The sequence below is a fragment of the Mesoterricola sediminis genome (genome assembly GCF_030295425.1).
Taxonomy (GTDB): domain Bacteria; phylum Acidobacteriota; class Holophagae; order Holophagales; family Holophagaceae; genus Mesoterricola; species Mesoterricola sediminis.
Window position 1 is genome coordinate 408660 of the sequence record NZ_AP027081.1, and the last position, 12362, is coordinate 421021.

Consider the following 12362-nt stretch of genomic DNA (forward strand, 5'->3'; position numbering starts at 1 on the left):
GAAGGCCCCATGGCCGAGCACAGCGCCAACTACGTTGTCCCGCTCCAGCAGCTCCTCAAGACCATGGTGGAGTACGGGGGAACCGACCTGCACATCACCACCGATTCCGCGCCCCAGGTGCGCATCGACGGGCGCATGGTCCCCCTCAAGCTCCCGCCCCTGGAGGCCGCCCAGACCCGCTGGCTCTGCTACGGCGTCATGACCGACCAGCAGAAGCACCGCCTCGAGGAGGACCTGGAGGTGGACTTCTCCTTCGGCCTGCAGGGGGTCAGCCGCTTCCGCGCCAACGTCTTCAACCAGAAGGGCGCCACGGCCGGCGTCTTCCGCGCCATCCCCGAGCAGATCCGGAGCTTCGAGGCCCTGGGCCTGCCCCCCATCGTCCAGTCCCTGTGCGACAAGCCCCGGGGCCTGGTGCTGGTGACGGGCGTGACCGGCTCGGGCAAGTCCACGACCCTGGCCGCCATGATCGACCGGGTCAACGAGATCGAGCCCCTCCACATCCTCACCATCGAGGACCCCGTCGAATACGTGCACCACCACAAGCGGAGCCTCGTCAACCAGCGCGAGATCCACGCCGACACCCACAGCTTCAAGAAGGCCCTTCGTTCGGCCCTGCGCCAGGACCCCGACGTCGTGCTCGTCGGCGAGTTGCGCGACCTGGAGACCATCGAGGCCGCCCTGACCATCGCCGAGACGGGCCACCTCACCTTCGGCACCCTGCACACCAGCTCCTGCGTGCAGACCATGAACCGCATCATCGACGTCTTCCCGGCCCACCAGCAGCCCCAGATCCGGGCCCAGCTCTCCCTGGTGCTGGAGGGCGTGCTCTGCCAGTCCCTGATCCCCAAGGCCTCGGGCAAGGGCCGGGTCCTGGCGCTGGAGGTGATGATCCCCAACCCGGCCATCCGGAACCTCATCCGCGAGGACAAGATCCACCAGGTCTACAGCTCCATGCAGACCGGGCAGCTGAAGTACGGGATGCAGACCTTCAACCAGAGCCTCTCCGAGCTCGTGCTGCGGGGGGAGATCGCCCAGGACATGGCCATGTCCTACTCCTCCAACCAGGACGAACTCCGCGAGCTGATCAACCGCGGCGTGGGCACCCAGAACATGGCGACCACGCCCCAGCCCCCCCGTTCCGGGCCCTCCGCCGTCCTGGGGGGCCGGAACCCCAATATTAAATACACCTAGCATGCTCGTCCCCGTGCTTCCCTTGGACGGTGATTGGGCCTATCCTGGACCCACTGAAGCGATCCCCTGACATTCGAGGTTCTAATGCCCGCATATGCTTGGAAAGGAAAGAACCGGCTGGGTGAGATCCAGGAAGGGGTCATCGTAGCCGATACCCGCGACGCCGCGGCCCAGACCCTCAAGCGGAACGGCATCCAGGTCGTCAGCGTCAAGGCGCAGGGGGCCGAGGGCGGCAAGGCCCTGGGCAAGGTGAAGGCCAAGGACCTGGCCATCTTCACCCGCCAGTTCAGCGTGATGATCGACGCGGGCCTCCCCCTGGTCCAGTGCCTGGAGATCCTGGGCGCGCAGCAGACGGACAAGGGGTTCCAGCGCATCATCGGCGCCGTCCGCAAGGACGTGGAGCAGGGCGCCACCCTGCAGACCGCCCTGAGCAAGCATCCCAAGGCCTTCAACGATCTCTACGTGAACATGGTGGGCGCCGGCGAAGCGGGCGGCATCCTGGACGTGATCCTCCAGCGCCTCTCGGGCTACATCGAGAAGGCCGTGAAGCTGACCTCCAAGGTCAAGGGGGCCATGACCTACCCCATCACGGTGATCATCATCGCCATCACCGTGGTGGCCATCATCATGGTGAAGGTCATCCCGGTGTTCTCGCAGATGTACGAGGGCATGGGCAGCAGCCTCCCCTTCCCGACCCTGGTGTGCATCGCCATCTCCAACGTGCTCATCAACTACTTCTGGGTGGTGGCCATCTTCCTGGTGCTGATCGTCATCGGCACCCGGCAGTACTACAAGACCCCCGCGGGCCGGCTGCAGCTCGACACGATCATCCTCATGATCCCGATCGTCGGCGAGCTCCTGCGCAAGGTGGCCGTCGCGCGCTTCTGCCGCACCCTGGGCACCCTGACCAGCTCCGGCGTGCCCATCCTCGAGGGCATGGACATCACGGCCCGCACCGCCGGCAACGTGGTCATCCAGAACGCCATCATGAAGTCCCGCGAGGCGGTGGAGCAGGGCCGCAACATCGCCGGCCCCCTGGCCGAGACCAAGGTCTTCCCGCCGATGGTCGTGCAGATGGTGGGCGTGGGCGAGGCCACGGGCGCCCTGGACGCCATGCTGGGCAAGGTGGCCGACTTCTACGAGGACGAGGTGGACAACGCCGTGGCGGCCATGACCGCCATGATGGAGCCCCTGATCATCTTCGTGCTGGGCGGCATCATCGGCTTCATCGTGATCGCCATGTATATGCCGATCTTCAACCTGGCCAACGTCATGGGCAAGGACTGACGGGTCCCGGACCCGGAACGGGGGGGGTGCCGCCGGCGCGGGGCACTCCCCCTTCGCTTGTCTCGAGCGGCAGGACGGGCCGGCTCAGGCCTCCCGGCCGCAGTCCGCGCAGATGCGCCGCTTCTGATAGGCGGCCATGGCCTGCCGGTCCTTGCGGCGGGCCCGGATCCAGGTGAGGAAAGTCGCCGAGCCCGCGGCCAGGAAGAACCCCATCATGGGCAGGGCGCGCGCCGGCGGGACGAAGCCCGGGCTGAGGGCGGCCAGGAAGAACAGGGTGATGCAGGCGGTGCCGTGGAAGACGGACCGCCGCAAGGGCGGCGCCAGGGCGGCCCGCTGGACGGGGTCGGCCTGGGGGTCCCGCACCTGGGCGGCGTATTGTTCGGCCACGGTGTGGAGGCGGACGCCTCCGCAGGAAGGGCAGGGGCTCGACATCAAGGCTCCGGATGACGCGTGAAGGCGAAGGCCTGGAACCCCTCGCCCGGCCAGGCCAGGGGATCGGGGCGGAAGAAGCTCACGGGGCCGGGCGCCGGGCCCAGGCCCTCGGGCCAGATGGCCGCGGGGGCCCAGCCGGGGATACCGGCCAGCCAGTCGCGGTGGTCCTGCCCCTCCTCCGAGAGCCAGGAGCAGACCGCGTAGATGAGGAGGCCCCCCGGTGCGAGCCGCTGGGTGGCGGCCTCCAGGAGGTCCCGCTGGACGGCCCGGAGGCGGGCCCGGTCGATGCCATCGCCGATCCAGGTGAGCTCGGGGTGTTTCTGGAGGGTGCCGGAGCCGGAACAGGGGGCGTCCAGGAGGATCAGGTCGAAGGCGGGGCCGCCGCTCCGGAGCCAGTCGGCCGCCTCGGCCACCACCACCTCGGCCGCCACCTTCCGGAGGGCCAGGTTCTCCTCCAGGCGCCGGGCCCGGGCGGGGTGGACCTCCAGGGCCGTGAGGGCGGCGCCGGGGAAGCGCCGGGCGAGGCCCGTCGTCTTGCCGCCGGGGGCCGCGCAGGCATCCAGGATCCGGGCGGGCTGGCGATCCCAGGCGAAGGCCAGCAGGGCCTGGGAGCTGAGGTCCTGCACCATGCCATGCCCCTCGGCCAGCCAGGTGCGCGGGAAGTCGGCGTCCGGGGGCAGGCGCAGGGCGCCGGGCAGCTCGGGGGCGGGCTCCAGGTCCATGGGCGCGTCGTCCAGGGCCACGAACCAGGGCCGCGGGGGCGTCTGGAGACGGCGCCACAGCGCGTCCTGGGCGTCCAGCCGGCCCCAGGGCCACAGGGCCGCCTTCAGGGCCCGCGCGACGAAGGGGGTCTGGTCCAGGGCGGCGGGGGCGGCGTCCAGGGCGGCGGCGAGGGCCGTCCGGTCCTTGGCGGCCCGGCGGAGCAGGGCGTTCACCAGGCCCTGGTGGGGCGGGAAGCCCAGGTCCCGGTGCCCGGCCAGGGCCACGGCCTCGTTCACGGCGGCGTGGACCGATACGCCCGGGAGCCAGGCCAGCTGGGCCAGGCCCAGGGCCAGGGCGATCTGGGTGCCCAGGGGCAGGCCCCGTTCCGGGCGCTGGAGCTGGGGGAGGACATGGGCCTGCAGGGTGCCCCAGCGCCGGAGGCAGAGGCCGAGGAGGGCGTTGGCCAGACCCGCGTCGCCCGGCGGCAGGTCGCGGTCCCAGGCCTCCGGCAGCCGCTCCCCCTCTCCGAAGACGGTCTGGAGGGCGCCGGCGACGGCGATTCGGCTGGGTGTCGGCATGAAGGCTCCCCTCCTCCCAGCCTCTCACATTCGGCGGAGGCCGGGGAGAAGCTACACTTGGGTCATGCAAGAACCCGCCGCCGCCGCCCGGGTCGTACGGGCCCTCACTTCCGATCGCCACATCCGCCTCTCCGCTCTGGACGCGAGCCCCCTCTGGGACGGCGTCCGCCGGGGGCACCCCCAGCTGGAGGCCGACGCCTGCGCCGTCCTCGTCCAGCACCTGGCGGGGACCCTGCTGCTCCAGGCCCGGACCTTCTTCTCCGAACGGCTCCAGATCCTGGTGCGCACCTCGGGCCGGGCCAAGGCCGTCGTGTCCGACGCCTGGCCCGAGGGGGACATCCGCGGCGTCCTCGACCCCGTCCCGGGGAAGGACGGCGCCTGGCTCGAGGGGCCCGGCCTGGTCCAGGTCATGCGCTCCACGGCGGGGGCCCAGCCCTACATGGGCAACCTGGAATGGGTGGAGGGCTCCCTCGCCAAGCAGTTCGAGGCCTACCTGCAGCAGTCCGAGCAGGTCCAGGCCAGCGTCGACCTCTGGTGCGACCCCGCCACGGGGGAGGCCGGGGGCCTGCTGGTCGAGCCCATGCCGGGTTGCCCTCCGGACCGGCTCCAGGCCCTCATCGACGCCCTGGACGGGCTGGAGGTGGTGCCCCTGTGGGAGCGGACGCCCGACTTCCTCTGCACCTGGATCAACCGGGGCCCCGGGTCCGAGGTCCTCGGGGCGACCGACGTGCGCTACCACTGCCGCTGCTCCCGGGAGAGCCTGCTGCAGGCCCTGGCCGGCTTCGGGGCGGAGCGCCTGGCGGACATGTTCAAGGAGGACCTCCCCGTGGACGTGCGCTGCGACTACTGCGGCGCCGAGTACCGGGTGGCCCGGGCCGATATCCCGGCCGGGGGGGACGCGTGAGCCGGGAGCGGGTCCAGATCATCGACCGTGGTCGTCCCCTAGGCGGTCCCCTCAGCGTCTGGGTCAACTTCCGGCTCGTGCCCCTCGTCGCCTCCATCCTCATCAAGACCTTGGCCTACACCCTCCGGATCGCCCGGGAGGGGTTCCAGCCGGTGGAGGACCTGGTCCGGGAGGGGGACCGGGTGGTCCTGTCCTTCTATCACCGCCGGCTCGTCATGATGCCGCAGGCCTATCCCTTCCGCCGCCGCACCCCCCTGGGCGAGCCCCGGGGCGTGGCCATCCTGTCCAGCGACAGCAAGGACGGGGAGCGGAGCGCCGCCACCTGGAAGTGGTTCGGCATCCACGCGGTCCGCGGAACGGCCGGGGACCGGGGCGCCCAGGCCCTCGTGAAGATGATCCGCGCCGTGAAGGAGGGCTGGGACCTGGGCATCACCGTGGACGGCCCCCGGGGCCCGCGCCAGCAGGTGAAGGGGGGCGTCCTGGCCGTCTCCCGCAAGACGGGCGCCTGGGTGATCCCCGTGTGCGTGGCCTACGAGCGGGCGTGGAAGCTCCGCACCTGGGACGAGATGCTGGTGCCCAAGCCCTTCAGCAAGGTGATCGTTCGCTACGGGGCCCCCTTCCAGGTCCCCGCCGACGGGGACGAGGAGCCCCACCGGGCCCGCCTGGAGCGGGAGCTGGACGCCTTCGAGACCTGGGCCGAGGCGCAGTCGTTTTAAATAATTAATATATGGCCGGACCCTTCGGCGCCTTCAGCTCGTCCGAATGACCGCAGAGTCTGTTCGGGCAGGGCGAACCCACCCGAGCGGGCGTGGACCTTCGCTGTCGCAGAATTAAAAAATAATTTATATTTTGTCATGCGCGCCGAGGCCCACCCCTCCCTCCCGTCCTCCCGCCCCCCCTGGGCCACCGAGGGCCGGAAGCTCGGCCGCTACCGCCTGGGGCCCAGCCTGGGGAAGGGGGGAATGGGGGAGGTCTTCCGGGCCTGGGACACCCTCCTGGACCGGGAGGTGGCCCTCAAGCTCCTGGGCGCCTCCCGGCCGGAGGCCCTGGTCCGGTTCATGCGGGAGGCCCAGCTCCAGGCCCGGGTGAACCACCCCAACGTCTGCCGGATCTTCGATGTGGAGGTGGCCGACGGGACCCCCTGCATCGCCATGCAGCTGGTGGCGGGGCCCACCCTGCGGGAGGCCGCCCCGGGCATCGGACGGGACGAGGCCTGCGAGATCCTGGCCGGGGTCGCCCAGGCCATGCACGCCGCCCACCGCCTCAAGCTGGTCCACCGGGACCTCAAGCCCTCCAACATCCTCCTGGAGCGGGGCCCCGCGGGGGCGTGGATCCCCTACGTGGCGGACTTCGGCCTTGCGAAGGACCTGGGGGAGGACCTGACGGCGGAAGGGGCCGTCGTGGGCACGCCCACCTTCATGGCCCCGGAGCAGCGCTGCGGGGACGGGGACCAGGTGGGACCCGCCACGGACATCTTCGCCCTGGGGGCCACCCTCTGCAGCGTCCTGGATCTGGAGCGGCCCCTGCCGGGGGGCGGCGGGGGCCTGGCGCCTCGGCCCGGCGAGCCCCGGGTGCCCCGGGACCTGAAGCGGATCCTCCGGCGGTGCCTGGAGGAGCGGCCCCAGGACCGCTACCCCACCGCGGCCGCCCTGGCCGAGGACCTGCGGCGCTTCCGGGACGGGGAGCCCCTCGCCGCGGACCGCGCCGGATGGGTCCGGGTCCTGCGGAAGGCCCTGCGGAACCATCGGGCCCCGGCGGCCGCCCTGGGGGCGGCCCTGGTCCTGGGCGGGGCCTTCGCGGCCTGGGCGGCCGTGCACCGTGCCGCCGAGAAGCGCCGCACCGTGCTGGCGCTGCGCTTCTCGGCGGAGGCCCGGGACCTGGAGGGGGCCATGGCGGCCGAACGCCTCCACCCGCCGCACGATCTGGCCCCCCTCCTGGACGAGATGACCGAGGGCCTGGACCGGATCCGGGCCGACATGGAGGCGCTGGGGCCGGAGGCCCGGGGGCCCGGAAACCTGGCCCTGGGGCGGGGCTACCTCAGCATGCGCTTCCTGGAGCCGGCCCTGGCCGCCCTGGAGGAGGCCTGGCGCTGCGGGTACCACACCCCCGACACGGCGTACGCCCTGGCCAAGGTCCATTGCGAGTCCTACATCCGCCTCAAGGACGAGGAGCAGCTGGGGGACATCCGGCCCGCGCCGGACCGCGCGGCCCACCATCTGGCGGAGGCGCGGCGCTTCCTCGCGCGCGCCCAGGGCGCCACCTGGGAGCCGCCGGAACTCTGCGCGATCATGCTCCAGATCTTCGAGGGGGACGGGGAGGGGGCCCTGGTGGCCGCCCGGGCCCTCCAGGCCGAGGATCCCGCCTTCTACCCGGCCTGGCTGGAGGAGGCCTATGCCTGGACGAGCCTGGGCTGCCAGCGCCTGGATGCGGGGGACGAACCGGGCGCCCTGGAGCGGTTCCACCAGGCGGAGACGGCGGCCCTCCACGCCCGCACCGTGGGCCGGAGCGACATCACCGGCTACCTGGCCTCCCTGGATTGGCGCCTCCATTGGCTGGCCAAGGCCCGGCTCCGCCCGGCGGAGTCCCTGCGGGTCTGGACCGAGGCGGAGGGCCTGGTGGAGACCGTCCTCGCCATGCGGGCCCGCTACCCCCGGGCCCTGAGCGCCATGGTGGCGGTCCGGATCGGGAAGGCGCAGGCCCTCTACCGCCTCGGAGGGGATTGGCGGCGGGAATTGGACCAGGCGGACGCCTTCCTGGACGCGGCCCGCCCCATCCCGGCGTACGCGTGGCTGCTTCCCGTCAAGCGGGCCCAGGTGGCCAGAACGAGGCGCGAGCTGACCTCCTGATGGGCTATCGTAGATAGTTTCGAGGAGCCGCATGCCGTCAGCCCCCCTTTCTGTCGTTTCCCTCTCCGGCGGGTTGGATTCCTGTGTGGCCGCCGCGGCCGCCCGGGCCGCCGGCTTCGATCTGGCCCTGCTCCACGCGGACTACGGCCAGCTCACGGAGGGGCGGGAGCGGGCGGCCTTCGAGGCCATCGCCGACGCCTACGGGGCACGTCGCCGTCTGGTCGTTCCCTTCGCGGGGCTCCGGGCCATCGGCGGCTCCGCCCTGACCGACGCCTCCATCCCCCTGCCCGAGGGCGACCTGGACCGGGCGGGCGTCCCCGTCAGCTACGTTCCCTTCCGCAACGCCCACCTGCTGGCCACGGCCGTGAGCTGGGCCGAGGTCCTGGGCGCGACCGCCGTCCACGTGGGCTTCGTGGAGGAGGATTCCAGCGGCTACCCCGACTGCCGCGAGGCCTTCCTGAAGGCCTTCGAGGCCGCCGCCAACCTGGGCACGCGGCCCGAGACGAACCTGGCCTTCCACGCCCCCCTCCTCCACCTCCGCAAGCGGGACATCGTGCGCCTGGGGGTGGAGCTGGGCGCGCCCCTGCACCTGACCTGGAGCTGCTACCAGGCCGAGGGCGAGGCCTGCGGCCGCTGCGACTCCTGCCTCCTGCGCCTGCGCGGGTTCAAGGAGGCCGGCGTGGCCGATCCCATTCCCTATGCCTTCATCCCCGCCGACCTGCGCCCCTGAGGAGCCCCCATGCCCGCCCGCCAGCCGACCCTGAAGACCCTTCCCAAGCGCAAGGTCACCGAACCGAGCACCACCCTGGACACCTTCAAGAGCCCGCGCCCCGGCCGCGCCTTCGAGGTGGTCTTCGAGACCGACGAGTTCACGTGCCTGTGCCCGATGACGGGCCAGCCCGACTTCGCGCGCCTGCGCATCACCTACGTGCCCGACCAGCTCTGCGTGGAGTCCAAGTCCCTCAAGCTGTACCTCTGGAGCTTCCGGGACCGCGGCGCCTTCCACGAGGCGGTCACCAACCAGATCCTGGACGACCTCGCCGCCGCCCTCGAGCCCCAGTGGCTGCAGGTGGAGGGGGACTTCCTCATCCGCGGCGGCATCCGGACCCTGGTCAAGGCGGAGTGCGGGAAGCGGCCATGAGCTTCCGCGGCGCCGTCCCTCCCCTCCTCCTGATCCTCGCGGCGACCGCGGGGAACCTGGGCTGCGACACCGAGGCGCGGCGCCAGAAGCGGGCCGAGGAGGCCCGGGCCCGGCAGGCCTGGGAGGACGCCCAGCGCCGGGAGGCGGAGACGGCCCCGCCCACGCCCGAGGTGCTGGAGCAGGTGAGGACGGCCGCCGGCGACTTCATCGGCGAGCACCACCCCGAGCTCCTCGTGGAGGGCCAGACCCTCACGCCCCTCACGCCCAACCTCTTCCTGGTCGGCGTGTCCGTGAAGGACCTGCTGAAGGGCAACACCTACGTGGCCCAGCTCACCGCCGAGCGCCTGCGGGACGGCGAGTGGGACGGGGAGTTCAAGGAGAACGGCCGCCTCCTCTGGGTGATCGACTACGCCTCCGAGGCGCGCATGAAGGAGCTCGCCCTGCGCCACGGCTTCCAGGGCGAGGTCGAGCGCATCCGCTACGAGGACCCGGAGCGGCGCCACCTGGCCAGCTGGGGCCACCGCACCTGGCTCGACGACTACCTCCTGTGGCACCTGCTCTTCCACCGGCCGGTGTCGTACGGCTGGCGCGGGGGCGCCTTCTCGCCCCTGGCCCCCGGGTTCCGGGCCAGCGATCCCGGCCGCCCCGTCACCGAGCAGGACGCGGCGCGCTTCCGCGGGGCCGCCGCCCCCACCGGCGGGCGGTCCATGGTCTTCCTGGGAGGCTCCGCGTGGCGGCCGCCCACGGTGGGAAGCGTCCAGGGCCTGCCGGGCCAGGCCTTCGTCGCGGGGCCCCGGGGCTCCATCTCCGGCAAGGCCCCCATCGGCGCCGTGGGCCGGGGCGGCTTCGGCCACGCGGGCCACGTGTCCGGGACGGGAGGCTGACATGGAACGGCGCGCGGTCCGGCCGAGAGCCGGCTGGCAGGAGATCGTGGAAGGGCAGGGCTTCACCTGGCACACCCACGAGGACGGCGCCCCCTACTGGCGGGAGGACGCCTGCTACACCTTCACCGCCGCGGAGGTCGGCCGGATCGAGGCGGCCGCCGCGGCCCTGCAGGCCATGTGCCTGGAGGCCGTCCAGCACGTCCTCGACCGGGGCCGGTTCGCCGCGTACGGCATCCCGGACTGGATGGTCCCCGCCCTGCGCGAGAGCTGGGAGCGGGATGAGGTCGGCCTCTACGGGCGGTTCGACCTGGCCTACGACGGGCGCGGGTACCCCAAGCTCCTGGAGTACAACGCCGACACCCCGACCTCCCTGGTGGAGGCGGCCGTGGTCCAGTGGTACTGGCTGGAGGACCGCTTCCCCGGCCTGGACCAGTTCAATTCCCTCCACGAGCGCCTCGTCGCGGCCTGGAAGCGGGCCCAGGACCTCCTGCCCGCGGGCACGGTGTACTTCCTCCACCAGGACACGGAGGAGGACCAGCAGACCACGGCCTACCTCCGGGACACGGCGGACCAGGCGGGGCTCTCCACCGCCCAGATGCTCATCGAGGACCTGGGCTGGGACGCGGCCCGCAACGGCTTCGTGGACCTGGACGGGCGCCCCGTGCGCGCCGCCTTCAAGCTCTACCCCTGGGAGTTCATGGTCCGCGACGGGTTCGGCCCGCACCTGGCCCGCCAGCCCCGGCCCTGCACCTTCCTGGAGCCGGCCTGGAAGATGCTCCTGTCCAACAAGGCGCTCCTGGCCATCCTCTGGGAGCTGTTCCCCGACAGCCCCTACCTGCTGCCGGCCTACCTGGACGGGCCCCGGGACCTGGCCGCCTACGTGCGCAAGCCCATCCTGGCCCGGGAGGGGGCCAACGTGGAGATCCACGCGCCGGGCCGGGAGGTGCGGGGCAAGGCCATGGATTGCTACGGCGCCGAGGGCCACGTGTACCAGGGCTTCGCGGAGATCCCCGCCTTCGACGGCTTCCGCCCCGTCCTGGGCGCCTGGATCGTGGACGGGGAACCGGCGGGCATGGGCATCCGGGAGTGCGCGGGCCTGATCACCGACAACGGCAGTTCCTTCGCGCCCCACCTCATCGAGGGCTGAGGTGCGCGCGCTGGTGGCCCTGGGCTCCAACCTCGGCGACCGCCGGGCCCACCTGGAGGCGGGCCTGGCCGCCCTGGCGTCCCTGGGCGCCGTGACCCCCTCGCCCCTGTGGACCGAGACGCCGGACGAATCGGGCCGGGGGCCGGACTACCTGAACACCGTCGCCCTGGTGGACACGGCCCTGGACCCGCCCGCCCTCCTGGAGGCCCTGCTGCGGGCCGAACTGCGCCTGGGCCGGGATCGCGTCCAGGCCGGCCGGAACATCCCCCGGACCCTGGACCTGGACCTGATCCTGGCCGGGGACGCGCGGGGGACCTGGCGCTGGCCCGCGCCCCCGGACCTGGCGGCCCTGGGGCCCGAACTGGCCCTGGTCCTGCCCCACCCCCGCGCCGCGGGCCGCCCCTTCGTGGTGGAGCCGGCCCGGGCGCTGGGGATCGGGCCGGAGGCCCTCAGTAGCGCTTCTCCACGACCCCCCAGTCGATGAGGGGGCGCACCGCGTCCACGTACTTGGCGCGGGCGGTGGCGCCGTAGTCCTTCACGTAGGCGTGCTCCCACACGTCCACCACGAGCAGGGGGACGGTGCCCACGGCCACCTGGTTCTCGTGATCCTGGATCCAGGCGTTCATGAGCCGGCCGGTGGCGGGGTCCTTGACGAGGGCCCCCCAGCCGATGCCCGGCATGACGCAGGTGGCCTTGAATGCGGCCCACCAGGCGTCGAAGGAGCCCCAGGTGGCCCGGATGGCCTTCTGGAGGGGATGGTCCGCGCCCGGGGCGCCGGCCTTGTCGCGGAGGGCCTCGAAGTACAGCTCGTGCAGGCGCATGCCGCTGAACTCGAAGCCCAGGCGCCGGCGCAGCTCCTGGACCATGGGCGTGGCCTTGCCCTCGGTCTCCGCCGCCAGGACGTCCTTCACGAGGGCGCTGGTGCGGCCCACGTAGCCCTTGTAGAGGGCCAGGTGCTCCGCCAGCAGGTCCTTGGAGAGGCCGGGCAGGCCGGCTTCGAAGGCGAAGGGGCGAGGGGTGTAGCCGGGCTGGGGCGTGGGCGCCGGGGCCGGGGCGGCCTCCCCGGCCTCCAGGTGTCCCGCAAGGCCGAGCCCCAGGGTCCCCGCGGCGAGGGTGCCCAGCAAGTGTCGACGGTCCATGGTTCCTCCGGATGGCAGGAGGTCACTGTAAATCCGACCGCCGGAGTTGCCTAATGGTTTTTTCAAAGGCGCCGCCAGGCGGGCCATGGGCTTTTTGATGACTGACGGGTC

The 12362-nt window shown here is 72.3% G+C and carries 13 protein-coding genes; 10 read left to right on the forward strand and 3 right to left on the reverse strand.

The genetic code is table 11. From position 1 onward, the window contains the following. Positions 1 to 9 precede the first annotated feature (9 nt). Positions 10 to 1191, forward strand: coding sequence for a type IV pilus twitching motility protein PilT (locus R2J75_RS01870; protein ID WP_279341885.1), 1182 nt, complete (start codon positions 10 to 12; stop codon positions 1189 to 1191). 84 nt (positions 1192 to 1275) lie between these two features. After that, the gene (locus R2J75_RS01875) at positions 1276 to 2478 is read left to right on the forward strand and encodes a type II secretion system F family protein (protein ID WP_243330832.1); all 1203 of its coding nucleotides are present in this window, start codon (positions 1276 to 1278) and stop codon (positions 2476 to 2478) included. Positions 2479 to 2562: 84 nt separating this feature from the next. On the opposite strand, the gene R2J75_RS01880 is transcribed toward R2J75_RS01875, so the two are convergent. Continuing rightward, positions 2563 to 2910: a hypothetical protein gene (locus R2J75_RS01880; RefSeq protein ID WP_243330831.1), complete on the reverse strand. Its 348-nt coding sequence runs from the start codon at positions 2908 to 2910 to the stop codon at positions 2563 to 2565. After that, a complete protein-coding gene (locus R2J75_RS01885) occupies positions 2910 to 4190 on the reverse strand; it encodes a transcription antitermination factor NusB (protein WP_316410954.1) in 1281 nt (426 codons plus the stop codon). The genes R2J75_RS01880 and R2J75_RS01885 overlap by 1 nt, the downstream gene beginning before the upstream one ends. A 64-nt stretch (positions 4191 to 4254) precedes the next feature. On the opposite strand from R2J75_RS01885, the gene R2J75_RS01890 reads away from it, so the two are divergent. The 8 genes from R2J75_RS01890 (at position 4255) to folK (ending at position 11596) form a co-directional block, all read left to right on the forward strand. Beyond that, the gene (locus R2J75_RS01890; protein WP_243330828.1) at positions 4255 to 5094 is read left to right on the forward strand and encodes an Hsp33 family molecular chaperone HslO; all 840 of its coding nucleotides are present in this window, start codon (positions 4255 to 4257) and stop codon (positions 5092 to 5094) included. Next, entirely contained in the window at positions 5091 to 5810 is a 720-nt protein-coding gene (locus R2J75_RS01895; protein WP_243330825.1) for a lysophospholipid acyltransferase family protein, read from the forward strand. The genes R2J75_RS01890 and R2J75_RS01895 overlap by 4 nt, the downstream gene beginning before the upstream one ends. Before the next feature lie 138 nt (positions 5811 to 5948). After that, positions 5949 to 7940: a serine/threonine-protein kinase gene (locus R2J75_RS01900; protein ID WP_316410956.1), complete on the forward strand. Its 1992-nt coding sequence runs from the start codon at positions 5949 to 5951 to the stop codon at positions 7938 to 7940. 31 nt (positions 7941 to 7971) lie between these two features. Next, complete coding sequence (gene queC / locus R2J75_RS01905; RefSeq protein WP_316410957.1) at positions 7972 to 8670, forward strand: 7-cyano-7-deazaguanine synthase QueC; 699 nt, start codon at positions 7972 to 7974, stop codon at positions 8668 to 8670. A 9-nt stretch (positions 8671 to 8679) separates the two neighbouring features. Then, positions 8680 to 9081, forward strand: a complete 402-nt coding sequence (gene queF / locus R2J75_RS01910; RefSeq protein WP_243330820.1) for a preQ(1) synthase — start codon at positions 8680 to 8682, stop codon at positions 9079 to 9081. Next, a complete protein-coding gene (locus R2J75_RS01915; RefSeq protein ID WP_243330818.1) occupies positions 9078 to 9965 on the forward strand; it encodes a hypothetical protein in 888 nt (295 codons plus the stop codon). Before queF ends, R2J75_RS01915 begins: the two co-directional genes overlap by 4 nt. A 1-nt stretch (position 9966) precedes the next feature. After that, entirely contained in the window at positions 9967 to 11112 is a 1146-nt protein-coding gene (locus tag R2J75_RS01920; protein ID WP_243330816.1) for a glutathionylspermidine synthase family protein, read from the forward strand. A 1-nt stretch (position 11113) separates the two neighbouring features. Beyond that, the gene (folK, locus tag R2J75_RS01925) at positions 11114 to 11596 is read left to right on the forward strand and encodes a 2-amino-4-hydroxy-6-hydroxymethyldihydropteridine diphosphokinase (RefSeq protein WP_316410958.1); all 483 of its coding nucleotides are present in this window, start codon (positions 11114 to 11116) and stop codon (positions 11594 to 11596) included. Here the strand turns inward: folK and R2J75_RS01930 are convergent. After that, positions 11562 to 12251, reverse strand: a complete 690-nt coding sequence (locus tag R2J75_RS01930) for a superoxide dismutase (protein WP_243330812.1) — start codon at positions 12249 to 12251, stop codon at positions 11562 to 11564. The two genes, folK and R2J75_RS01930, sit on opposite strands and share 35 nt — an antisense overlap. Positions 12252 to 12362 lie beyond the last annotated feature (111 nt).

Bases quoted from the DNA above. Each gene is read 5' to 3' on its own strand.
- R2J75_RS01885 (WP_316410954.1), bottom strand. From the start codon at position 4,190: ATGCCGACACCCAGCCGAATCGCCGTCGCCGGCGCCCTCCAGACCGTC.
- R2J75_RS01870 (WP_279341885.1), top strand. From the start codon at position 10: ATGGCCGAGCACAGCGCCAACTACGTTGTCCCGCTCCAGCAGCTCCTC.
- R2J75_RS01880 (WP_243330831.1), bottom strand. From the start codon at position 2,910: ATGTCGAGCCCCTGCCCTTCCTGCGGAGGCGTCCGCCTCCACACCGTG.
- R2J75_RS01875 (WP_243330832.1), top strand. From the start codon at position 1,276: ATGCCCGCATATGCTTGGAAAGGAAAGAACCGGCTGGGTGAGATCCAG.
- queF (WP_243330820.1), top strand. From the start codon at position 8,680: ATGCCCGCCCGCCAGCCGACCCTGAAGACCCTTCCCAAGCGCAAGGTC.
- R2J75_RS01915 (WP_243330818.1), top strand. From the start codon at position 9,078: ATGAGCTTCCGCGGCGCCGTCCCTCCCCTCCTCCTGATCCTCGCGGCG.
- queC (WP_316410957.1), top strand. From the start codon at position 7,972: ATGCCGTCAGCCCCCCTTTCTGTCGTTTCCCTCTCCGGCGGGTTGGAT.
- R2J75_RS01890 (WP_243330828.1), top strand. From the start codon at position 4,255: ATGCAAGAACCCGCCGCCGCCGCCCGGGTCGTACGGGCCCTCACTTCC.
- R2J75_RS01920 (WP_243330816.1), top strand. From the start codon at position 9,967: ATGGAACGGCGCGCGGTCCGGCCGAGAGCCGGCTGGCAGGAGATCGTG.
- R2J75_RS01930 (WP_243330812.1), bottom strand. From the start codon at position 12,251: ATGGACCGTCGACACTTGCTGGGCACCCTCGCCGCGGGGACCCTGGGG.
- R2J75_RS01900 (WP_316410956.1), top strand. From the start codon at position 5,949: ATGCGCGCCGAGGCCCACCCCTCCCTCCCGTCCTCCCGCCCCCCCTGG.